This is a genomic window from Phreatobacter stygius (assembly GCF_005144885.1).
Taxonomy (GTDB): domain Bacteria; phylum Pseudomonadota; class Alphaproteobacteria; order Rhizobiales; family Phreatobacteraceae; genus Phreatobacter; species Phreatobacter stygius.
The window spans coordinates 297254-319088 of the sequence record NZ_CP039690.1 but is presented as its reverse complement, the minus strand read 5'-3'; the positions used below and the strand labels follow the sequence as shown (position 1 = coordinate 319088).

Annotated in this window: 26 protein-coding genes; 17 read left to right on the top strand and 9 right to left on the bottom strand. The window is 67.0% G+C overall.

Going from position 1 to position 21835, the window contains the following annotated elements; all coding sequences use genetic code 11:
• The first annotated feature begins 424 nt into the window (after positions 1–424).
• The 10 genes from E8M01_RS01580 to E8M01_RS01535 all read left to right on the top strand — a co-directional run bounded on the left by E8M01_RS01580 (position 425) and on the right by E8M01_RS01535 (position 8890).
• Entirely contained in the window at positions 425–1057 is a 633-nt protein-coding gene (locus E8M01_RS01580; protein ID WP_136958508.1) for a LysE family translocator, read from the top strand.
• Positions 1058–1155: 98 nt separating this feature from the next.
• Positions 1156–1434 (top strand): hypothetical protein, encoded by a 279-nt coding sequence (locus E8M01_RS01575; RefSeq protein WP_136958507.1) that lies wholly within the window; start codon positions 1156–1158, stop codon positions 1432–1434.
• 152 nt (positions 1435–1586) lie between these two features.
• Positions 1587–1943: an Hpt domain-containing protein gene (locus tag E8M01_RS01570; RefSeq protein WP_211596691.1), complete on the top strand. Its 357-nt coding sequence runs from the start codon at positions 1587–1589 to the stop codon at positions 1941–1943.
• Between the two features lie 131 nt (positions 1944–2074).
• On the top strand, positions 2075–2395 hold the full coding sequence (locus E8M01_RS01565) for a 2Fe-2S iron-sulfur cluster-binding protein (protein ID WP_136958506.1): 321 nt from the start codon (positions 2075–2077) through the stop codon (positions 2393–2395).
• A gap of 82 nt (positions 2396–2477) precedes the next feature.
• Positions 2478–3515: an NAD(P)/FAD-dependent oxidoreductase gene (locus E8M01_RS01560; protein WP_136958505.1), complete on the top strand. Its 1038-nt coding sequence runs from the start codon at positions 2478–2480 to the stop codon at positions 3513–3515.
• A 699-nt stretch (positions 3516–4214) separates the two neighbouring features.
• Positions 4215–5084 carry a DMT family transporter gene (locus E8M01_RS01555; RefSeq protein ID WP_170181724.1) on the top strand — a complete coding sequence of 290 codons (870 nt, stop codon included), beginning with the start codon at positions 4215–4217 and terminating at the stop codon, positions 5082–5084.
• Between the two features lie 294 nt (positions 5085–5378).
• A complete protein-coding gene (locus E8M01_RS01550) occupies positions 5379–5903 on the top strand; it encodes a SixA phosphatase family protein (RefSeq protein WP_136958503.1) in 525 nt (174 codons plus the stop codon).
• Between the two features lies 1 nt (position 5904).
• Positions 5905–7344, top strand: a complete 1440-nt coding sequence (locus E8M01_RS01545) for a YcjX family GTP-binding protein (RefSeq protein ID WP_136958502.1) — start codon at positions 5905–5907, stop codon at positions 7342–7344.
• Entirely contained in the window at positions 7341–8351 is a 1011-nt protein-coding gene (locus E8M01_RS01540; RefSeq protein ID WP_136958501.1) for a YcjF family protein, read from the top strand. The genes E8M01_RS01545 and E8M01_RS01540 overlap by 4 nt, the downstream gene beginning before the upstream one ends.
• A 104-nt stretch (positions 8352–8455) precedes the next feature.
• A complete protein-coding gene (locus E8M01_RS01535; RefSeq protein ID WP_136958500.1) occupies positions 8456–8890 on the top strand; it encodes a universal stress protein in 435 nt (144 codons plus the stop codon).
• 64 nt (positions 8891–8954) lie between these two features.
• On the opposite strand, the gene E8M01_RS01530 is transcribed toward E8M01_RS01535, so the two are convergent.
• Complete coding sequence (locus tag E8M01_RS01530) at positions 8955–10376, bottom strand: APC family permease (RefSeq protein WP_136958499.1); 1422 nt, start codon at positions 10374–10376, stop codon at positions 8955–8957.
• Positions 10377–10697: 321 nt separating this feature from the next.
• Between E8M01_RS01530 and E8M01_RS01525 the strand changes: the two genes are divergently transcribed.
• The 5 genes from E8M01_RS01525 (at position 10698) to E8M01_RS01505 (ending at position 14135) form a co-directional block, all read left to right on the top strand.
• Positions 10698–10928 carry a hypothetical protein gene (locus E8M01_RS01525; RefSeq protein WP_136958498.1) on the top strand — a complete coding sequence of 77 codons (231 nt, stop codon included), beginning with the start codon at positions 10698–10700 and terminating at the stop codon, positions 10926–10928.
• Positions 10929–11156: 228 nt separating this feature from the next.
• Entirely contained in the window at positions 11157–11618 is a 462-nt protein-coding gene (locus tag E8M01_RS01520; RefSeq protein WP_136958497.1) for a VOC family protein, read from the top strand.
• Between the two features lie 30 nt (positions 11619–11648).
• The gene (locus E8M01_RS01515; protein ID WP_136958496.1) at positions 11649–12188 is read left to right on the top strand and encodes a putative glycolipid-binding domain-containing protein; all 540 of its coding nucleotides are present in this window, start codon (positions 11649–11651) and stop codon (positions 12186–12188) included.
• Between the two features lie 129 nt (positions 12189–12317).
• Positions 12318–12929, top strand: a complete 612-nt coding sequence (locus tag E8M01_RS01510) for a TetR/AcrR family transcriptional regulator (RefSeq protein WP_136958495.1) — start codon at positions 12318–12320, stop codon at positions 12927–12929.
• Between the two features lie 60 nt (positions 12930–12989).
• On the top strand, positions 12990–14135 hold the full coding sequence (locus E8M01_RS01505; RefSeq protein WP_425467760.1) for an MFS transporter: 1146 nt from the start codon (positions 12990–12992) through the stop codon (positions 14133–14135).
• 189 nt (positions 14136–14324) lie between these two features.
• Here E8M01_RS01505 and E8M01_RS01500 read toward each other — a convergent pair whose 3' ends face one another.
• The 4 genes from E8M01_RS01500 to E8M01_RS01485 all read right to left on the bottom strand — a co-directional run bounded on the left by E8M01_RS01500 (position 14325) and on the right by E8M01_RS01485 (position 17336).
• Entirely contained in the window at positions 14325–14939 is a 615-nt protein-coding gene (locus tag E8M01_RS01500) for a hypothetical protein (RefSeq protein ID WP_136958493.1), read from the bottom strand.
• Between the two features lie 353 nt (positions 14940–15292).
• Positions 15293–16468 (bottom strand): vWA domain-containing protein, encoded by a 1176-nt coding sequence (locus tag E8M01_RS01495; RefSeq protein WP_136958492.1) that lies wholly within the window; start codon positions 16466–16468, stop codon positions 15293–15295.
• A 53-nt stretch (positions 16469–16521) separates the two neighbouring features.
• Entirely contained in the window at positions 16522–16761 is a 240-nt protein-coding gene (locus E8M01_RS01490; protein ID WP_136958491.1) for a helix-turn-helix domain-containing protein, read from the bottom strand.
• A complete protein-coding gene (locus E8M01_RS01485; protein WP_136958490.1) occupies positions 16761–17336 on the bottom strand; it encodes a DUF2975 domain-containing protein in 576 nt (191 codons plus the stop codon). The genes E8M01_RS01490 and E8M01_RS01485 overlap by 1 nt, the downstream gene beginning before the upstream one ends.
• A 74-nt stretch (positions 17337–17410) precedes the next feature.
• Between E8M01_RS01485 and E8M01_RS01480 the strand changes: the two genes are divergently transcribed.
• Complete coding sequence (locus E8M01_RS01480) at positions 17411–18079, top strand: hypothetical protein (RefSeq protein ID WP_246088559.1); 669 nt, start codon at positions 17411–17413, stop codon at positions 18077–18079.
• A 253-nt stretch (positions 18080–18332) separates the two neighbouring features.
• Here E8M01_RS01480 and E8M01_RS01475 read toward each other — a convergent pair whose 3' ends face one another.
• Genes E8M01_RS01475 through E8M01_RS01465 form a run of 4 tightly spaced genes read right to left on the bottom strand, consistent with a single transcriptional unit; the run spans position 18333 to position 20185 of the window.
• The gene (locus E8M01_RS01475; RefSeq protein ID WP_136958489.1) at positions 18333–18545 is read right to left on the bottom strand and encodes a hypothetical protein; all 213 of its coding nucleotides are present in this window, start codon (positions 18543–18545) and stop codon (positions 18333–18335) included.
• Positions 18546–18566: 21 nt separating this feature from the next.
• A complete protein-coding gene (locus tag E8M01_RS34935; RefSeq protein WP_170181723.1) occupies positions 18567–18740 on the bottom strand; it encodes a hypothetical protein in 174 nt (57 codons plus the stop codon).
• Between the two features lie 45 nt (positions 18741–18785).
• A complete protein-coding gene (locus E8M01_RS01470; protein ID WP_136958488.1) occupies positions 18786–19337 on the bottom strand; it encodes a hypothetical protein in 552 nt (183 codons plus the stop codon).
• Positions 19337–20185, bottom strand: a complete 849-nt coding sequence (locus tag E8M01_RS01465) for an AAA family ATPase (protein WP_136958487.1) — start codon at positions 20183–20185, stop codon at positions 19337–19339. Before E8M01_RS01465 ends, E8M01_RS01470 begins: the two co-directional genes overlap by 1 nt.
• 265 nt (positions 20186–20450) lie before the next feature.
• On the opposite strand from E8M01_RS01465, the gene E8M01_RS01460 reads away from it, so the two are divergent.
• Positions 20451–21815 carry a flagellar hook protein FlgE gene (locus E8M01_RS01460; protein WP_136958486.1) on the top strand — a complete coding sequence of 455 codons (1365 nt, stop codon included), beginning with the start codon at positions 20451–20453 and terminating at the stop codon, positions 21813–21815.
• The last annotated feature ends 20 nt before the right edge of the window (positions 21816–21835 follow it).

Here is a 21835-nt window from a genome sequence, read left to right as displayed (position 1 = left end):
TGACGCCCGAGGGACTGATGCGGTGCTCCTATCAATGCGGCGATCGCATCGTGATCCGCAGTTCCTACAATTCCTGCCCGTCGAGCGTCGCGCGACCGGCGGAGAGATGACGGCGATGCCGTCAGGCCACACCGGGGACTGGTTGCTCCGGCGCTTCGGTGAGGCGCCGCCGCGCCGGTCCACTGTGACCTGTTGAGCAAGATGATGGGTTTGATGACGGCGGGCAGGGTGGCTCCTTGCCTGTCGTTTGGCGGCCTTTCGAAGGTCACACCGGAACCTCCGCCTCGACCTCGCCCCGCCGGGGAGAGGTGAGGCGGGGAGCCTGTTCGCCGGCGGCAGCCAGGAGCGCAGTCCGGGCGGGCAACCTTGATGCCGCGCGGGAATCTGATAATCGGAAATTCCGGCTCATGCGAAGGACAACGCTATGCCGGATGTCTCCACCCTGATGATTTTTGCCGCCGCCGCCGTGGTGCTCACCGCCACGCCCGGGCCCGACATGCTGCTCATGGCCTCGCGCAGCGTTAGCCAAGGGCGGGCCGCCGGCTTCCTCACCTATGCCGGCATCGCGCTTGGCACCTATTGCCATGCGCTCGCCGCCGGGCTCGGGCTGGCGCAGCTCTTTCTCGCCGTGCCGGTGGCCTATGACATCGTGCGCGCCGTGGGCTCAGCCTATCTGCTTTATCTCGCCTGGAAGACGATCCGGTCGGGCGAGGCCGGGTTTGCGCCGTCATCGGGCCTGATGCGGCTGTCCAAGGCGCGCATTCTCGCCGAGGCGCTGGCGACCAACCTGCTCAATCCGAAAATGGTGCTCTTCGTGCTGGCACTGTTTCCCCAGTTCATGCGCCCGGAGGCGGGGGCGATGGTTTTGCAGGCGCTGATGCTTGCGACGATGCTGAACGGCGTCGGCCTTGTGGTGAACGGCGTGGTCATCCTGTTGAGCGATCGCATCCGGATCGGCCTTGGCACAACGGGCCGTTTCCGCTGGCTGCCGCGATATCTGCTGGCCACCGTCTTTGCCGGATTGGCCTGCCGCCTGGCCCTCGGCGGCCGGGACTGACCGTTGCAGGGCTTGCCGCGACGGTGATCCCCGTGGCGCGGTCTGGCCGAACGTGCCACGATCCGGTCGAGAGTGTTCCCTGGATGGCTTGTTTCGCCATGATCGAGAAGTCGACCAAGTCCGTGAGCGCGCCGCCCGCGTCCCGTCCGAGCGAGGCGCAACGCCGCTGGCTGGCCCGCGGCATCGGCCAGCCCGGCGGCAAGTTGCCGCTTTTCGACACGCTCGGGCGCGAGGTGCCGCATTCAACCATCCGGGCCTGTATCGAGGCCGGCTGGGCCGAACCGTGGTTTGCCAACCCGCTCAAGCCGGACTGGCTGGTGTGCAAGCTGACCGATGCCGGCCGCCGCCTGATTGGTTCAAAATCAGCGAAAAATTGACGGAGATTCACCTCCTATCAACCGAATGTCCGGGTTTCACCAGTATTGAGCCCTGGTTTTAACCCCGCCTTGCCGTTCCCATCCGATGATCGGGCGACATGACGCGAGAAGGGCTCGACCTTCTCCCGGACAGGCAGGACACCAGAACCACCATGACCGATGATCCTTCCGGGCACAGCAGCCCCGTCGATCTCGCGCATCTTGCCCGCCAGACCTTCGGCGACCGCGATCTTGAACTGGAGGTGCTGGCGCTGTTCGAACGCCAGTCCCGGGCGATGATCGAACGGTTGCGCCAGGCCACCACGGCCAAGGACTGGGCCTATGCCGCCCATACCCTGATCGGTTCGGCCCGCGGCATCGGCGCCTTCGCCGTGGCGGAAGCGGCGGAAGCCGTCGAGGGCGCCAAGCTCGACTACCTGTCGAGCCAGGCGATCGCCGAACTCGAGCGCCTGGAGGCCGAGGTCGCCGAGGCCAATGCCTTCATCGCCGAGCTGCGCAAGGTGGCCTGATCAGGCGTGCGAGCCGGCCCCCTGGCAAAAGCCCGACCTTTTCGCTATCTCAACGGCACGTCGGGACCGCCGCGGATGATGCGGCGGTTTCGCGTTTGAGCGACCATTCCAGCCGCAAGGGCCGAGCCATCATGCCTCAGATTACCTTCATCGATCATGCTGGCGAGAAGCGCCCGGTTTCCGGCGACGTCGGCGCGACCGTGATGGAAGCGGCGATCAAGAACGGCGTGCCGGGCGTGGTGGCGGAATGTGGCGGCGCCTGTGCCTGCGCGACCTGCCATGTCTATGTCGACGACCAATGGACGGCAATTGTCGGCGAGCCCTCCCATATGGAGGAGGATATGCTCGATTTCGCTTTCGACGTGCGGCCGAATTCGCGGCTGTCCTGCCAGATCAAGATCACCGATCAACTGGACGGCCTGATCGTGACCACGCCGGAACGGCAGGGCTGACCGGCGTAGCCCGGCTTTCGCCGCGGGCCGGCTTCGCGCTAGAGACTGCACGGCTTGGACTGGACCTCATCCGGGATAACCCATGACCCGCCCCATCGAGACCGATTGTCTGATCATCGGCGCCGGCCCGGTCGGCCTGTTCGCGGTGTTCGAGCTCGGCCTCGTCGATGTGAAGGCGCATCTGGTCGACATTCTGCCGAAGGTCGGCGGGCAATGTTCCGAGCTCTATCCGGAGAAGCCGATCTACGACATCCCCGGCTTTGCCTCGGTCAGCGGGCAGGGGCTGGTCGACAACCTGATGAAGCAGATCGAACCGTTCGGCGCCGAATATCATCTCGGCCAGCAGGTCGACGCGATCGAGGTGCTGGGCTCGGCCGAAAAGCCCTTGTTCCGGGTCACCACCGACGCCGACCAGGTGTTCGAGGCGAAGACCATCGCGATCGCCGCCGGCGGCGGCTCGTTCCAGCCCAAGCGCCCGCCGGTTCCCGGCATCGAGAGCTATGAAGGCGGGTCGGTGTTCTATTCCGTGCGCAGAATGGAGCAGTTCCGCGACCGCGACGTGCTGATCGTCGGCGGCGGCGACAGTGCGCTCGACTGGACCTTGAGCCTTGAGCCGGTCGCCCGCTCGCTGACCTTGATGCATCGGCGCGACGAGTTCCGCGCCGTGCCCCATTCGGTCGACCAGATGCGCGCCCTGGTCGCGGCGGGCAAGATGAACCTCGTGTTCGGCCAGATGACCGGGCTCGAAGGCGATGGCCGGACGCTCTCGGCGGTGTCGTGCCGGGGGGCCGACAACCAGCCGTTCCAGGTCGCCTGCAACATGCTGCTGCCGTTCTTCGGGCTGACCATGAAGCTCGGCCCGATCGCCGACTGGGGCTTGAATCTCCACGAAAACCTGATCGCGGTGGATACCGAGAAGTTCGAGACCTCGACGCCGGGCATTTTTGCCATTGGCGACATCAACTGGTATCCGGGCAAGCTGAAGCTGATCCTGTCGGGGTTCCACGAGGCGGCGCTGTTTGCCCAGAAGGTGCACCGCTACGTCTATCCGGAGCGGCGCCTGACGTTCCAATACACCACCTCGTCGTCGAGCCTGCAGAAGAAGCTCGGGGTGGCTTGAAGGGGGGCTGAGCGCGGTGCGTTCGAATGGCGCTGCCGTCCGGTCGGCTTGCTTTGAGATGCGCTCTGGAACCACCGCCTTCACCTCTCCCCGGCCGGTCGGGACAGGGGGCGAGGGGCCTTCCGAAGAAGCACCGTGCAAGGCGCATACGGCCTTGTGCTGAAACGGCAATTCCCCCTCTCCCGGCCTTCGCTACGCGACGGCCGACCTCTCCCCGCCGGGGCTACCGGATTCACACATCTCGACAATCCATGTCTTGGCGCGGTGTTTCTCGCTTCGTCATGGCCGTGCTTGTCACGGCCATCCACGTCCTCCGCGGTCAAGGCAATGCGTGGATGGCCGGCACAAGGCCGGCCATGACGAAAAAGGACGGCGCATGCGCTATCCGTGGTTCTCGTGCGAAGCCTTGAGAGGTGGCGAATTCAGGCCCCTTTGAGAGATGTGTGAATGTCGTAGCCCCGCCGGGGTGAGGTGAAGGCGGTGGTTCTTGCGTGAGCTTCGGCCTTCGATAGGCTCAGGACGAGGGGACCGCTGACCGTTGCGCAAGTCAATGGCCGTCCCCGCACACACCATCGCTCGCAAATAGCATCGCCCCACTGGTCAACCGGAGGACGGCGCAGGGGCGGCATGTCCGCGCGGCCTCTTGGCTGGTCGCGAAAATCGCCTAAACACTGGAGGCCAAGGAGCGAAACAACCGCCATGCCCCCAGCCACGGCTGAGCGCCCGCTCGCCGCGATTGCCGCCCAGCTCGTCTGCTTCACCTTCATTTCGGCCAACGACGTCATCGTCAAGCTGATCGTCGCGGAATTGCCGAGCTGGCAAATCATTGCAGTCAGGAGCGGCTTCGGCCTGGCCCTGCTGGCGCCCGCCATCCTCTGGCGCCTGGCCGATGGCTCGGGCCGGCTCGTCACCCGCCGGATCGGCGCCCATGTCCTGCGCGCCGGCCTCTCGGCGGTCTCGATCGTCACCTATTTCGAGGCCTTGCGTGAGCTCGACCTGCCGGTCGCCACCACCATCCTGTTCGTCACGCCGTTCTTCGTCGTCGCCCTGTCCGGCCTGGCGCTGCGCGAGCGCGTGCCGGCCAATCGCTGGATCGCCGTGGTGATCGGTTTTGCCGGCGCGCTGGTCATCATCAAGCCGGACACGAGCGGCATATCCATGGCCGCGCTCCTGGTGGTGGTCTCGGCCGCCACCTGGGCCGCCACCATGGTCGCCATGCGCGACATGACCCGCACCGAGAGCAGCCTGGCGATCATCGTCTATTTCAACCTGTTCCTGGTCATCATCGCCGGCAGCCTCGCCTGGCCGCTGTGGCAGCCGCTGTCCTGGCGGATCATGGCGATCATCGCTTGCGTCGCGGCGATCCAGCTGATCGCCCAGCAGTTCATGATGGTGGCCTTCCGTTTGGCCTCGGCCTCGGTCACCGCACCGCTGCAATATGTCCAGCTGATCTGGTCGGTGCTGGCCGGCTGGTTCATCTTCGGCGTGATCCCGGCGCTGAACGTCTTCGCCGGCGCGGCGATCATCGTGGCGAGCGGGCTCTACCTGATCCTGAGCGAGCGGAGGTAGAGGGGGCGAGTGGCGAATGGCGAATGGCTGCCGGCGGCGCGATCAATCCGCTCGCACGTGAACCGCTGGCCCTTCACCTCTCCCCGCCGGGGCGAGGTGAGGGGGGCTCACGTGCATGGTTCGGAAAGCCGTGTTGAGCCTGGTTCCGGGGTGCGAGCTCAAATTCGAGCGCAAGCTCCCTCGGACGGCACTCTTGGCCGGCCTCGATATCCGGGTCCCACCCTGCCGCGACACACCGCCGCTTGTTTCGGCCGGGGTGATCGCGCACATATCAGGTCAGTTCAGAGGACCCTCATGCATCGGCTGATCCTGTTGCGTCACGCCAAATCGGACTGGCCGGCAGGCGTGGCCGACCACGAACGCCCGCTCAATGGCCGCGGCCGCCGTGGCGCGCCGCTGATCGGCGGCGCCATGGCCGAGCGGGGTTATGTGCCGGAGCGGGCGCTGGTCTCCAGCGCCCGGCGCACCCAGGAGACCTGGGCGCTGGCCAAGGCGGCCGGGCGGACGCTGCCGGAGGGCAGCGAGGATGCGCGGCTCTACCATGCCTCGGTCGGCATGCTCATGGCGGTCATCGGCCAGACCCCGGAAGAGATCAAAAGCCTGGCGCTGGTCGGCCATAATCCGGGCCTGGAGGCACTGGCGGGGAGCCTGGTGGCCGAGGGGCCGCTGATCGAACGCCAGCGGGTCTCGACCAAATATCCGACCGGGGGTCTCGCGGTGATCGACTGCGATATCGCCGCATGGCGCGACATCCGGCCGAAATGTGGCACGCTCATCGCCTTCATCAGCCCGCGCGACCTCGACGCCGGGGCGGAATGACATGGCCTGGACCGGCTTTCTGAACGAGTCCCGGCTCGCCGCCCGCTCGATCGCCGCCTATGCCACCGACTGGGTCAGCCCGACCTTGCGGCTCGGCGTCACCGGCCTGTCGCGCTCCGGCAAGACGGTGTTCATCACCGCCCTGGTGCACGGCTTGCTGACCGCGTCGCGCTGGCCGGTGTTCGAAGCGCAGGCGCAAGGTCGGATCGCCCGGGTGCGGCTGGAACCGCAGCCCGACGACGGCATTCAGCGTTTTGCCTATGAGGACCACCTGGCGAGCCTGACCGGGCCCGACCGGGTCTGGCCCGAAGGCACCAAGCGGATCAGCGAGATCCGGCTCGCCATCGATTTCGCCTCCAATTCCGGCCTGATGCGCGGCACCGAGAAGACGCTGACGCTGGATATCGTCGATTATCCCGGCGAATGGCTGCTCGACCTGCCGCTGCTCGCCCAGTCCTATGGCGAATGGTCGCGCCGCAGCCTGGAGGCGGCCGGCAATCCGCCGCGCAAGGGCCTGTCGGGCGCCTGGCTGGCGGCGCTGGCTGAGGTCGACCCGTTCGCCCGCGCCGACGAGACGACCGCGCGCCGGCTCGCCGAGCTGTTCACCAGCTACCTGAAGGCTTGCCGCGACGAGCGGGTGTCGCTGTCGACCTTGCCGCCCGGGCGCTTCCTGCTGCCGGGCGAGATGGAGGGCTCGCCGGCGCTGACCTTCGCGCCGATGGAGCTCGGTGGCCGCGAGCCGCCCGGCGACAGCCTGGCGGCGCTGATGGAGAAGCGCTTCGAGAGCTACAAACGCCTCGTCGTGATGCCGTTCTACGCCAATCATTTCGCCACGCTCGACCGGCAGATCGTGCTGGTCGATGCGCTGGCCGCGCTGAATGCCGGCCCGCCGGCGCTGGCCGACCTGGAACTGGCGCTGGCCGACGTGCTGACCGCGTTCCGGCCGGGCCGCAACTCCTTCGTCTCGGCGATCCTGGCGCGACGCATCGACAAGATCCTGTTCGCCGCGACCAAGGCCGACCATTTGCACCAGGTCAGCCACGACCGGCTGGAGGCACTGCTCGGCCGGCTGACCGAGCGGGCGATCAAGCGCGCCGAATTCGCCGGCGCCCAGGTCGACGCGGTGGCGCTGGCGTCGCTGCGCGCCACCCGCGAGACGACGGTCAACCGGCGCGGCGAAGCGCTCGCCTGTATCGTCGGCACGCCCTTGCCCGGCGAGACCGCGGGCAACGAGACGTTCGACGGCCGGTCCGAAATCGCGGTGTTTCCGGGCGAGCTGCCGGCCGATCCGGCTGCTCTGTTCACCGGTCCGACGGCCTTCGACGGCGAGGACTACCGGTTCGTGCGGTTCCGCCCACCGCCGGCCGATCCGCTCCGGCCGCTGCCGCATATCCGCCTCGACCGCGCGGTGGAATTCCTGATCGGAGACCGGCTGACATGAGCGGCGCCCCGAAAAAGCCGGCGGCCTTCCGCCTGGACCAGGCCGATGTCGAGATCGCCGCGCCGTCGGATGCGCCGGTGCCTCACCATTCCGGCCCGGCGGTGGAGGCCATCCTGCCGCCGCCGGCAGCCCCGCCGCCGGCCAGCCGCTGGGTCAAGCTGTTCTGGACCGGCCTCGGCGCCCTTTTGTCGCTCGCCTTCGGCTTGGCGGTGTCGCGGCTGGTCGAGGATCTCTTCGCACGGGCCGCCTGGCTCGGCTGGGGCGGGGTCGCGGCGGTGGCGCTGTTCGCGCTTGCCGGCCTCGTCCTGCTGATCCGGGAACTGGCTTCGCTCAGCCGGCTAAACCGTTTCGACCGGCTGCGCGAGCGGGCCGAAAAGGCGCTGGCGGAGAAAGACGACCGGGCCTGCGCCGTGGTCGCCGACGACCTGATCGCGGCGCTGTCGTCCAACCCGCGCACGGCGCGCGGCCGGGCCTTGTTCGGCGAGGCCATTCTGGGCGGCATCATCGACGGGCCGCAGCGGCTCAGGATCGTCGAACGCGAGGTGCTGGAGCCGCTCGATCGCGAGGCGATCCGGCTGGTGGCGGAAGCCGCCCGGCGGGTCTCGATCGTCACGGCGGTCAGCCCGCGGGCGGCGGTCGACCTCGCCGTGGTGTTCGGCTCGGCGATCCAGCTGGTGCGCCGGCTCGCCGAACTCTATGGCGGCCGTCCCGGCACCTTCGGCATGTTCAAGCTGACCCGCCATGTGATGACCCATATGGCGCTGACCGGCGGCATGGCGGCCGGCGATACCGTGCTCGACCAGATCCTCGGCGCGGGCCTTGCCTCGAAACTCTCGGCCAAGCTCGGCGAGGGCGTGCTCAACGGCCTGTTGACCGCGCGGCTTGGCGTTACGGCCATCGCCGTGACGCGGCCCTTGCCCTATATTCAATCGCCACGGCCGGATCTGCGCGATCTCGCCGGCGATGCGCTGACCTTCTCGGCGACCAAGGCCGAGCGGGAACGATAAGGCGGCTCGACGGTTGGATCGACGGTGTGGCTGATCAAGGGCTTGGCTCACGGCGGGCAGAACCTGCCGGCGCGGGGCCCGGCCGTCAGACCGAGGAGACCTCGATGTTCAAGACTGTGCTCTGTCCTGTCGACGTCAACGAATCCGGCCTCGAGGCGCGGGCCATCGCCACCGCGGTGCCGATGGTCAAGGCCAATGGCGGCACGCTGACGCTGCTCGCCGTGGTGCTGGATTCGCCCGTCATGGCGGCCGAATATCTGCCGCCGGATTTTCGCGAGAACCAGGTCCGCGAGGCCCAGGACGCGCTGACCAGGCTCGCCCGCGAGACCGGCCTGCCGGCCGAGCAGGTCCAGGTCCGGATCCGGCACGGCCGGCCCTATCACGAGATCCTGGAAGAGGCGCGCGCCACCCATGTCGACCTGATCGTCATGGCATCGCACCGGCCGGGTCTGTCGACCTATCTGCTCGGGTCGAACTCGACCTATGTGGTGCGCCATGCCGCCTGTTCGGTGATGGTCATTCGCGACCAGGCGGCGTAGCGGCGGAAGGCGTTCGGAAGGCGGGTGCCGTGGCCCTCATGCGCTAGCATGAGGGCCAGAGGTGTCAGTTGACCGGGCCGCCGCGGCCAAGCGTTTCCATGTCCGGTTCGCTCGGTTTGACGCCGGCGGCGCGGTTGACCAGGACGGTGACGATCCACAACACGATGCCGATGCCGAGCAACACGCCGGCGATGCGGTACTGCACGGGATCGCGGCCGGTCCAGGGGCCGGTCAGGAAGGCGCAGGACAAGGCGCCGAGCACCGGCAGGATGGTCGGTGAGCGGAAGTGCTTATGCTCGACCGGATCGCGGCGCAGGATCAGCACGGCAATGTTGACGACGGTGAAGACGGCAAGCAGCAGCAGCGCCGTGGTGCCGCCGAGCGCCGGCACTTCGCCGACGAAGGTGATCAGCGCGAAGGCGAGCAGGGTGGTGAAGGCGATGGCCACATAGGGCGTGCGCCGGCTGGGATGGACCCGGCCGAGCAGCGGCGGCAGGACATGCTCGCGGCTCATGCCATAGACCAGCCGGCTGGCCATCAGCATGTTGATCAGGGCGCTGTTGGCGACCGCGAACATGGTGATGAAGCCGAAGATGCCGAGCGGGAAATTCGGCGCACCGGCCTGGACCACCTTCAGGAGCGGCGTTTCGCCCTCGCCGAGCTGTTCGGGCGGCACCAGGGTGATCGCCGAGATCGACACCAGGACATAGATCGCCCCGGTGATGATCAGGCCGGTGAGCAGCACGACCGGAAAATGGCGCGTCGGATCCTTGCATTCCTCGGCCATGTTGACCGAGTCCTCGAACCCGACCATGGCGAAGAAGGCGAGCGTCGTGGCGGCGATGACCGGCCAGACCATGCTGCCGTCGACGCCGGTCTTGAACTGCATGACGCGCGATACGTCGCCCTGTCCGGCGCTGATCGCCCAGAGGCCGATGAAGATGATGATCAACAGGCCGGTCAGCTCGACGCAGGTCAGCACCACATTGGCCTTCACGCTTTCGCCGACGCCGCGGAAATTGACCGCCGCGCAGGCCGCCATGAAGGCCAGCCCGACCAGCGTAACGCCGACCGTGGTCAGGTTGAGCCCGAAGGCATTGGACATGTTGGCGGCAAAGGCCCGGGAGGCGGTCGAGGCCGAGGTGATGCCCGAACACATGACCGCGAAGGCGACGATGAAGGTGATGAAGTGGATGCCGAAGGCCTTGTGGGTATAGAGCGCGGCGCCGGCGGCCTTCGGATATTTGGTGACCAGTTCGAGATAGCTGAAGGCGGTGATGACCGCGACCACGAAGGCCACCAGGAAGGGCAGCCAGACGACGCCGCCGACCTGTTTGGCGACCTGGCCGGTCAGCGCATAGATGCCGGTGCCGAGAATGTCACCGACGATGAAGAGCAGGAGAAGCCAAGGGCCCATGACCCTGTGCAGGCTGGGCTCGACCGCAACCGGAGGCTGGTCGGCGGCATTCGCAGAAACGTCGGTCATCGGAATGTCCTTCCAATTCCACGCGCATCGACGGTTTCATGAAAGGCCCATTCCGGACGGCCTGTCAAAGCGGCAGGCGCAACCTGAGCGGGAAGCAGGATTGACGCCATCGGGCGGCGGCCAGGCGGAGCAGGCTCCGATCGCGGACCTGGCCGAATCGCGGCGGATGTGCCGATCGCGCGTGAACCTGTCCCGAGGCTGACAGGGCGCGTCCGGGCGCCGTTCAAGGCCAATGGGCCAAAGCCGCGGAACTTGCGAACAATTCGCGTGTTGATCGATCGATCTGGTGCGGCCGGTTCCCTCTTGCAGGAGGAGGCGATCATGACATTGATCTGGCTCGGTGCGCTGCTGTTCGTCGGTGGCGTGCTTTATCTTGCGTACGAGGTGCTCTGGCAGGGACCGCTCAGCGCGTTGCGCCGGTCACGTGCCGCAGGGGCCGGCGATACGCTGGAGCCGCGGCGGGGCGGTTCATACGGAACCACCTGGCCGGGCTTTGCCCTTCTGGCGGCCGGGGCTGCGCTGCTGCTGGGCGCGGCGGTCGGCGCGTCCTGAGCGCCAGGGCCGCCGCTTGAGGCGCCGGGCATCGGCTTCGAACTGCACGGCGAAGCGTGGCAGGCGTTCCAGGCCATGCTCGGCGATTGAACCTCACCATCAGGCTGTGGACTTCGCCGGCCGAACCGATCCGGCTATGCTCGGATCGTCGGCAGGTGCGCAATGGCTATCCGGGCCACTGTTCCGTCGACGCGTCCGAGCCGCATGAGACCGGGACGGTGAAGACCCATGATCGTGCCGATCAAGAGCCTTTATGAAGCCCATCTGACGGTGAGCGACCTCGACCGCTCGATCGCCTTCTACCGCGATACCCTCGGTCTGCCGCTGGCCTTCATCATTGACGCGCGCAACGTCGCCTTCTTCTGGGTGCCGAAGCCCGACACCGCCATGCTGGGGCTCTGGTCGATCGGCTCGGCGCCGCTGTCGATGCGGCTGCACATCGCCTTTTCGGTCGACCTGGCCGATGTCGAAAAATCGGTGGCTTTGCTCAGGGCGAAGGGGTTGACGCCGCATGACGGCGGCAACCGGCTGATCGACGAGCCGGTGGTGCTGGCGTGGATGCCCGCGGCGAGCGTCTATTTCACCGATCCCGACGGACATTCGCTGGAATTCATCGCGCTGCTGCCGGAGCCGCCGCGGCCCGATCTCGGCCGCGTCATGTTGTCGGAATGGCGCGGCATCCACGGGTGAGCGGCATCCACGGGTGACTTGGAGGACGACATGATCAGGCGCTGGCGCCGGCTCGACGAGCCGGGTCTGGAGGTCTGCCGCCTGCGGCCGACCAGCGACGGGGTGCTGGTGACAGCCTCGCTGGTCCATGCCGGCGCGATGCCTTTCGGCCTGAATTACCGCTGGCAACTCGACGGCGACTGGCGGACCCGCAGCCTGCATCTCGACCTCGCGGCCGATGACATCGGCTCGCTGTCGATCGAGCGGGCGGGCGCTGCCGCCTGGCGGGTCGACGGCGCGGCACGGCCCGACCTTGACGGCTGCGCCGAGCTCGACCTGTCGGCGACGCCGTTCTGCAACACCCTGGCGATCCGCCGGATGGCGGGTGCCACCGGCGAACTGACGACGGCCTATGTCGCGGCGCCCGGCCTGACGGTGACGCCGTCGAGGCAGCGTTACCAGGCGCTGGGGACAGACCGCTGGTGTTATGTCGATCTCGGCGTTTTCAAGGGTTTCGAGGCGGTGGTCGAGGTTGACGGCGACGGGCTGGTGTCGCGTTACGAAGGCTTGTTCGAGGCCTTGCCGGACTAGCCCGCGGGGTCCCCGGCTCATCACGCCAGGCAGGCGCAAGGCCCACAGGCAAACGGCCCTTGGATCGGGTCGGTGGCCGAATTGACTCCATACCAACTGGTGGGTATGGTCCGAGAGGAAGAAGCGATCATGGCGCAAGAGCAGCATCCGTCAAAAGCCAGGTTGATCGCGGCGGCGCTGAACGTGGTGCGCGCCAAGGGCTACAACGCCACCCGGGTCGAGGACATCTGCGCCGCGGCAGGTGTCACCAAGGGCAGTTTCTTCCATCATTTCGCCAGCAAGGACGACCTGGCGCTGGCCGCCGCCGAGGCCTGGGGAACTTGCGCGGAGGGGCTGTTCGCGGCAGCGGAATTCGCCGCGGCGCCGGATCCGCTGGAGCGGCTGCTCGGCTATCTCGCGCTGCGCAAGGCCCTGATGACCGGCGAACTGGCCGACTGGACCTGCTTTGCCGGCACGGTCGTCCAGGAGACCTATGCCACCCATCCCGACCTGCGCGACGCTTGCGCGCGCGGCATGACCGACCATTCGGCCGTGCTCGCCGAGGTGGTTGAGGCCGCCATCCGGCAGCATCGCGTCGAAGCGTCGTGGACCGCCCTCAGCCTCGCCCTGCATATCCAGACGGTCATCCAGGGCGCCTTCATCCTGGCCAAGGCCCAGGGCCAGGCGCAGGCCGCGCGCGACAGCATCGATCATCTGGCCCGCTATGTCGAACTGGTGATCCGCGGTCCGCAACAAGCCTAGTTCCAGGGGAGCCGCATCGTGCCGTCATATCGTTGGGTGATCGTCGCCGCTGGCGCCTTGATGACATGTGTCGCCATCGGCGCGATGTTTTCGCTGGCCGTGTTTCTCGAGCCGATGTCGGCGCAAACCGGATGGGGCCGTGCCGGCATTTCCGGCGCCATGACCATCGACTTCCTGGTCATGGGCGTCGCCGGCTTCGGCTGGGGCGCGGCCAGTGATCGCTACGGCCCGAGGATCGTGGTGCTGGCCGGGGCGGTCCTGCTCGGCGCCGGGCTGGTGCTGGCAAGCCAGGCCACCTCGCTCCTGGGCTTCCAGTTCGCTTACGGCGTCGTGCTCGGCCTTGCGGCCGGGGCCTTCTTCGCACCGATGATCGCGACGGTGACGTCCTGGTTCGACACCGGCCGAGGCCTCGCGGTATCGCTCGTTTCGGCGGGCATGGGCGTGGCGCCGATGACGATCTCGCCGCTCGCCGGCTGGCTGGTCTCGCATTATGACTGGCGTACCGCCATGGCGACCATCGGTGTCATGGCCTGGGTGCTGCTGATCCCGGCGGCCCTGCTGGTCCGCCTGCCGCCCGCGCCGGCGGCCAGCGAAGCCGAGGCGCCCGATACCGGGCCGGACATGTCGCTTGCCGACGCATTGAAGTCGCCGCAATTCCTGGTGCTCGGCGCGACCTTCTTCCTGTGCTGCGCCGCCCATTCCGGGCCGATCTTCCACACCATGAGTTATGCCATGTTCTGCGGCATCTCGACCATGGCGGCGGTCAGCATCTACAGCCTCGAGGGGCTGGCCGGCCTCGGCGGCCGCCTGCTGCTCGGCGTTCTCGCCGACAGGGTCGGCGTCAAGCAGGTGCTGGTCGCCGGCCTGCTGGTCCAGGCGGTGGCCATCGCGGCCTATGTCTTCGTCAGCCAGCTCAGCGGCTTCTACCTGCTGTCGGTCATTTTCGGCACGGCCTATGGCGGCGTCATGCCGCTTTATGCGGTGCTCGCCCGCGACCATTTCGGCCAGCGGATCATGGGCGCGGTTTTCGGCGCGGCGACGATGCTCTCCAGCCTCGGCATGGCGATCGGCCCGCTCGCCGGCGGCTGGATCTTCGATGCCTTCAACGCCTATCGCTGGCTCTATGTCGGCTCGGGCCTCGTTGCCCTCGCCGCGGTGGCGCTGGCCCTGGCCTTTCCACCGCTGCGCCGCGCGCAAGCGGCCTGACGCCCGGCCGGACTGCCGGACCGCTCCTTGGTCCGGTGGTCAGGCGGTCGCCGGCCGCCGCGCCGGCACGTCCGCGGGGGGCGGTGTCTCGCAGCGGTCACGCCGTCGCCGCGCGGAACGTCACCATCAGCGGCAAGTTGGCGGAATTCCGGGACGCTCCTGGCCGGCCGCGTGGGCACCTGTTTCCCCTCAGGGCAGCAGGGCCGCCGGCGGATCCTGTGGGTCGATGGTGACGGGCTTGTTGCGGATCAGCCATTGGGCCATCTGCCAGGCCATGTAGCCGGCCACCACCAGCACCGCGCCGGCGAGTGCCCAGGTCAGCGTCTTGACCGCCTCGATGCCGACGACGATGGCGGCGCCGGCGAGCACCAGGCTGAACAGGCCGACCAGCCCGTAGCGCCAGGCCGGCTCGCCGCCGAGGAAACGCGCCTTGGGCGAGGCTTTGGCGATGCGCGGCAGCAGTTCGCGCACGAAGGCGGCGAAGGCCTCGTCGTTGGTCTCGACCTCCATCAGGCCGCGATAGCTGAGATTGGCGAACCAGACGGATTTGCCGAGCCGCTGGCTGACCTCGACCCGGAACCGCCGCGTGTAGAGATTGGCCGGGCGATAGACGATGCGCACCTCGCCGATCTGGTGCAGCGGCAGCCGGCCCTCGATCTTGCCGTCGCTCCAGGCCAGCGCGTCGGGCTCGAGCGTGAAGGTGATCTCGGCGCCGACCAGTTTCGGCCGGTGGCGGAAGAACGGCTGGCCCCTGGCGTCACGCCAGAGGGCATCGGCGGGTGCTGTGGCGATCGGCTCGGTCATGGGTCTGGGGTCTAGGGGGCGGGCGGGACCGAGTCCAGTATTCGTCGTCGTGCGAGAGCTCAAGGCCGGCAAAGGAGAGGACAGAAAGGAGATTGCGGGCGAACCCCTGACGTCACCCCCGGCGAGCGAAGCGAGGGAAGGGGGTCCAGGAGTCGACAATCCGCCCTCTCCGCGCATGCGTTCCGGTGATTTCGCGACGTTGGAGTGGGAGCTCTGCAGCTCCTGGACCCCCTTCCCTCGCTTCGCTCGCCGGGGGTGACGTAGAAGCCCGTGGGATGGCCTGGTCAGAGAGTGTGCACGTCAGTGTCGTGTCGACTTCCGGTGGCCTGTTTCGCTCGTCGTTCCGCGTGGCCCTACCGCACCAGTTCCTTCATTGCCTTGTCGAGGCCGGAGAGGGTGAGCGGGAACATGCGCTGCTCCATCAGGTCGCGGACCATGCCGACCGAATGGGTATAGTCCCAGTGCTTCTGCTGGACCGGGTTCAGCCAGACCATCGAGGGATAGACGGCGGAAATCCGCTTCAGCCAGGTGACCCCGGCCTCCTCGTTGAAATGTTCCACCGAGCCGCCCGGCTGGGCGATCTCATAGGGGCTCATCGAGGCGTCGCCGACAAAGATCACCTTGTAGTCGTTGCCATATTTATGCAGCACGTCCCAGGTCGGCACGGTCTCGTCGAAGCGCCTGGAGTTCTTCTTCCAGACCTTCTCGTAAAGGCAGTTGTGGAAGTAGAAATATTCCATGTGCTTGAACTCGGCCTTGGCGGCCGAGAACAGCTCCTCGCAGAGCTGGATGTGCCAGTCCATCGAGCCGCCGACGTCGAAGAAGATCAGCACCTTGATGGAATTGCGCCGCTCGGGCCGCATCTGCACGTCGAGGAAGCCGTGGCGGGCGGTCTCGCGAATGGTGCCGTCGAGGTCGAGCTCGTCGGGCGAGCCGGTGCGGGCGAATTTGCGCAGGCGGCGCAGCGCGATCTTGATGTTGCGGGTGCCGAGCTCGACCGTGTCGTCGTAATCCTTGAACTCGCGCTTGTCCCAGACCTTGACCGCGCGGAAATTGCGGTTGCCGTCCTGGCCGATGCGAATGCCTTCCGGGTTATAGCCATAGGCGCCGAAGGGCGAGGTGCCGCCGGTGCCGATCCACTTGTTGCCGCCCTGGTGGCGGCCCTTCTGTTCGGCGAGCCGCTGCTTCAGCGTCTCCATCAGCTTGTCCCAGCCGCCCAGCGCCTCGATCTGTTTCTTTTCCTCCTCGGTCAGAAACTTCTCGGTGAGCTTGCGCAGCCATTCCTCGGGGATCTCGGCCTCGATCCCCTCGACCACCGTTTCCAGCCCCTTGAAGGTGGCGCCGAACACCTTGTCGAACTTGTCGATATTGCGCTCGTCCTTCACCAGGGTGGCGCGCGACAGGTAATAAAAATCCTCCGGCGAGCGCTCGATGACATCGGCGTCGAGCGCCTCCATCAGCGTCAGATATTCCCGCACGGTGACCGGCACGCCGGCCTTTTTCAGGTCGTGGAAGAAGGTGATGAACATGGCACGAGTTTAAGCATGGAAATGCCGGCCGTCACCCGTGTCGAAAGCTAGAGCTAGTCCTTGCCGACGAGCGCCGCGCGCGGGTCGTCGGGCGCGACATATTCCAGGATGTCGCCGGGCTGGCAGTCGAGCGCGACGCAGATCGCGTCGAGCGTCTCGAAACGCATGCCCTTCACCTTGCCGGACTTCAGAAGCGAGACATTGGCTTCGGTAATGCCGACCCGGGTGGCGAGTTCCTTCGAGCGCATCTTGCGGCGCGCCAGCATGACATCGAGATTGACCAGGATCGGCATCAGACGAAGCTCGCATTTTCCTCGGCGATTCGGGCAGCCTCGCCGAGCGTCCAGCCAATCGCGACGAGCAGGCCACCGACGATCGCCCAGAGGATGTCGTCGAGCCCGATCGTGATCGCGATCACCTTCTGTCCCTGCGGATTGGCGAGCGTCAGGATCACGCCGGCCGCGGCGCGCCAGAGCGGCGAGAGCAGGCCCTTGATCACCAGGATCAAACCGATGCGCCGGACGCGGGTGGCCACCAGATCGGAGAAGCTGATGCCGGTGGCGAAACCGGAAAACACCGCGCGTGCCTGCAGCAGCAGGTAGATCAACAGGGCGAGCGGCGGCGCCGACAGCGCGATGCCGGCGAGCTGAACCGCCGGGGTGACCGCGACCGGGTGGCCAGCGAGGCCAATATGGGGCGCCAGGATGCCCCTGACGAGCTCAGGGTCGAGCCAGACCCAGAGCGAGCCGACGACCGCGATCGCCATGCAGACAAGCGTCGCTCCCGACATGATGCGAGCCCAGCGCGCGCGCCGGTCGGCGATGGCCCTGAGACCGGCAATGTTCCTGTTGTCGACAATGTGGGTCACGCAATGGCTCCGTTTGACTCGATATTTTATTTCTGTAATACGATAATTAATCGCCGTCAAATTGGAATTGAAACATGTTTGTGCCGCCCGCGTCGACGACCTCCATCCTGCTGGCCGTGGCGCTGGCGCTGTCCGGCGGTTTGGGCCTGTTGTTGCCGCGCCTGTCGCGGGCCTTCGTCCTGATGGTCGTTTCGCTGGGGCTCTCGGGCTGTTTCGGCGTGCCGGTGTCGAGCCTGCCGCGGCTGATGCGGCTCGATTTCCTGACCATGGATTTCAACGAGGTGCGCGCCGGCTTGCGGCTGCCGGCCATGCTGGCGCTGCGTCCGGGCGACGCCACGATGTCCATCAAGACCAGGGCCGAGGGCCGGCCCGAGACGGTCGACCGTTTCGTGCTGGTGGAAACGACGGCGCCGGCCGAACGGGCCGGGCTCGCCGGCCAGGCCCGGCCGGGCTTCGCGCTCAGCGTCTGGCGGGTCGACCCGAACGACGTGCCACGGCTGGCGGCGATCCAGGCGCTGGGACGCGACTCCAGGACCAGCGGTCCGCGCATCAGGGGCAGCGTCGAGATCCGGGTCGCGGGCGGCTGCGCCCGGTCGGCGATCCCCGACGGCCCGGTCAGGATATCGAGTTTTCTCAAGCCGGCGCGCGAGGAGAGCTTCATCACCCTGACCGAGGATACCGACCTCAGGGCTGCGATCGCCGCGGCGGATTGGCAGGACAAGGTGCCGCGCTGCGCGGGGTGAGGGGGAGGGGCTGGTCCTCTACGTCACCCCCGGCGAGCGAAGCGAGGGAAGGGGGTCCAGGAGCCAACAGACTGCACCCTTAGCGCATGTGTTTGGGAGATTTCGCGGTGGTCGGCGAAGCGCCTTGCAACTCCTGGACCCCCTTCCCTCGCTGCGCTCGCCGGGGGTGACGTAGAGGTTCAAGCGGGGTCTGGTCTGGTGTCGTTCGCTCGCTCCGGCGCGGCGCAGCGAGCCCGTGGGGCGGTCTTATGCCTCAGTCGCTGCCACCGCCGCCGCCGCTGTCACCACCGCCGCCGCCATCGGAGGACGAGGACGAGGACGAGGACGAACTGCTGTCGCTGCCGCCGGCGCTCGCCGAGGCGCCGTCGCTGTCCGACGTGTCGCCGCTGGCGCGGCCGAACAGCACTGCCATCAGGGCCGCGCCGCCGCCGATGACCGCAATGACAAGGCCGAGGGTCGAGCTCATGGCGCTGTCCTCGCCGGCGGCTCAGCGTCCGCCGGGCTTGCCGCGTTGGCCGGTTCGATCCTTGGCCGCCGCGCCCACATCGACACGGCTGTCGACATAGGCGAAGAGGCCAATGAGACCGGTGGTGATCAAGGTAACGCCGAGTGTGATCGTGTTCATGCCCGGCATGGTGCCGGGGGTCTGTTTCCGCGGCATGTCGCCGGGCGCCGGCCTCCGCGGCCGGACGAAACACTCAAACGATCAGAGCGGCTCCCAGGCCCCCGATGGCGCCCGGCAGAGCCGCTGTTCGTCGAGCGTCACCGGCGGCGGCGCGCCGACAAAGGCTGCGACCGGACCGTCGAACACAACAAGCGTGGCCGAGACGATCCGGCAGGCGCGGTTGCCGCCGGTTTCCGGATAGACCGACAAGGTCATGTCGCGGCGAAGCCCGGTGCGGCTACGCCAATTGGTGTCGAGGCCGCGGCTGCTGGCGCCGGTGGCCTGGACGAGGGTGCGGATCTCACCGACATCTTCGTCGGTGAGCGCCAGGATCGCCGGGCAACCCTCGGTTTCGGGCGTCACGGTGCGGCTGATGGCGGTGACCGAGCCGCCGATGAACAGGCCGCCACCGCCGGCCTGGCTCGACTGGGTGCCGCCGGACTGGGTCAGCCGGCAGCGGGCGACCTGACGTTCGATCGCCCAGGGCGAGGCGGGCGGCTGCGGGCCCGGCGGGGTCGCCTCGGTCGCCAGCTGCGCACAGCCGGCGAGACCGAGGATTGCCGCGACGAGGGCAGGCCGCACCAGCCCCTGCATCAGCCTCTCCTGGCGAGGAAGGCCAGGCGCTCGAACAGATGCACGTCCTGTTCGTTCTTCAACAGCGCGCCATGGAGCGGCGGGATCGACTTGCGCGGATCCTTCTCGCGCAGGGTTTCCGGGCTCATGTCCTCGACCATCAGCAGCTTCAGCCAGTCGAGCAGCTCGGAGGTCGAGGGCTTCTTCTTCAGGCCGGGCACGTCGCGCACCTCGTAGAAGATGCGCAGCGCCTCGGACACCAGCTTCTGCTTGATGCCGGGGAAATGGACATCGACGATGCGCGCCATGGTCTCGGCATCGGGGAACTTGATGTAGTGGAAGAAGCAGCGGCGCAGGAAGGCGTCCGGCAGTTCCTTCTCGTTGTTGGAGGTGATGATCACCACCGGCCGCTGCGCCGCCTTCACCGTCTCGCCGGTCTCGTAGACGAAGAATTCCATCCGATCGAGCTCCTGCAGGAGGTCGTTGGGGAATTCGATATCGGCCTTGTCGATCTCGTCGATCAGCAGCACCGGCCGGACGTCGGCGGTGAAGCCTTCCCACAATTTGCCGCGCCGGATGTAGTTGGCGATGTCCTTGACCCGCTCGTCGCCGAGCTGGCTGTCGCGCAGCCTGGACACCGCGTCATATTCGTAGAGGCCCTGCTGGGCCTTGGTGGTCGACTTGACATGCCATTCGATCAGCGGCGCGCCGATCGCCTTGGCGATCTCGATGGCGAGCACGGTCTTGCCGGTGCCAGGCTCGCCCTTCACCAAGAGCGGACGCTCGAGCGTGATCGCGGCATTGACCGCCACCTTCAGATCGTCGGTCGCGACATAGTCGCTGGTGCCCTCGAAACGCCGGGACGTCATGGATGCTCCTTGAAACCAAAATCAGCGTCAATCTGCTTCAGGCCGGCAGGGTAGGGGGCGAGGCCTGCAGCCGCAAGCACCCGGCAGAATTTGCCGGACCGGCAACCGATCTTGCCGGGCGGGCTCAAATCAACCTCCGGTTAACCAGCTAAGACATTGAAATCTCTCGCACCTGCCTTGGCATGGCCGCTGCAGAGCCAGGGCCGACAGCGATGCAAGTGCAGCGCGGCAGGGTATCGGCCGTTTGGCCCGGGGGAGGAATGTCATGGGTATCTTCGGTGCGATGACCACGGCGGTCAGCGGTCTCGCCGCGCAGTCCTACGCGCTCGAGAATATCTCCGGCAATATCGCCAATTCGCAGACCTCGGGCTTCAAACGGATCGATACCAGTTTTGTCGACCTGATCCCCGACGGCGCGCCGAAGCGCGAACTGGCCGGCTCGGTGACCGCGCAGTCGCGCGCCACCAACACGATCCAAGGCCAGGTCCAGGCGAGCGGAGTGAATACCAACCTGGCGATCAATGGCAGCGGCTATTTCATCGTCCAGCAGTCGACCGGTTCGCTCGACAACCAGCCGGTGTTCTCCAATGTTAATTATTACACCCGGCGCGGCGATTTCACCGTCGATGCCAATGGCTACATGGTCAACGGCGCCGGTTATTACCTGCGCGGCCTGAAACTCGACCCGACCACCGGCAACCCGTCGGGCAGCTCGCCGACCGCGATCCAGATCACCAATGACGTGATCCCGGCCAAGTCGACCTCGGCGATCAATTACCGCGCGAGCCTGCCCTCGGTGCCGGCCACCGCCCGCTACCAGGCCTCCGTGGCGGGGAGCGAACTGATCGACCCGACGCTGACCGCTGGCGCGGCGAGCTATGGCAGTGTTCCGGGCGACGCCGCGAAATTTGTCGCGTCCTCGGTTTCCGGCGGTTCGATCACCGCCTACGACCCGCTCGGCAATCCGGTCAACGTCCAGGTGCGCTGGACCAAGACCGCCAATGCTTCGGCCGGTCCGCCGGCGGTCGAGGCGACCTGGAACGCCTATTACCAGTCGAATTCCGGTGCCGGCACCGAGGCCTGGACCCGCATCGGCAGTGATTTCACCTTTAATGGCACCGGTCAGATGACCGCGCCGACGACCAGCCCGACGATCTCGAACCTGACCGTCAACGGCGTCAATGTCGGCAATGTCAAACTCGACATCGGCAGCAACGGCATCTCCCAGTATGCCCGCACCGACGGCTCGGTGCTGGTCACCACGATCGACCAGAACGGCTATTCGGCCGGTAAGCTCGCCAATGTGACGATCACCGATACCGGCCGGGTGCGCGGCAACTACACCAATGGCCAGGCGCTCGACCTGTTCCAGATCCCGCTTGCCACCTTCCAGGGCGAGAACAGCCTGAAGCGCATGGATGGCGGCGCCTTCGGCGAGACCGCCGAATCCGGCTCACCCATTCTTGGCGGCGGCGGCAAGATCTCGTCGAACAGCCTCGAGGGCTCGAATGTCGATATCTCCGAGGAGTTCACCAAGCTGATCGTGACGCAGCAGGCCTATGCCTCGAACACGCGCATCGTCACCACGGCGAACGCGATGCTCCAGGAAACCATCAACATGATCCGCTGAACGCGGATCTTGATATCTGG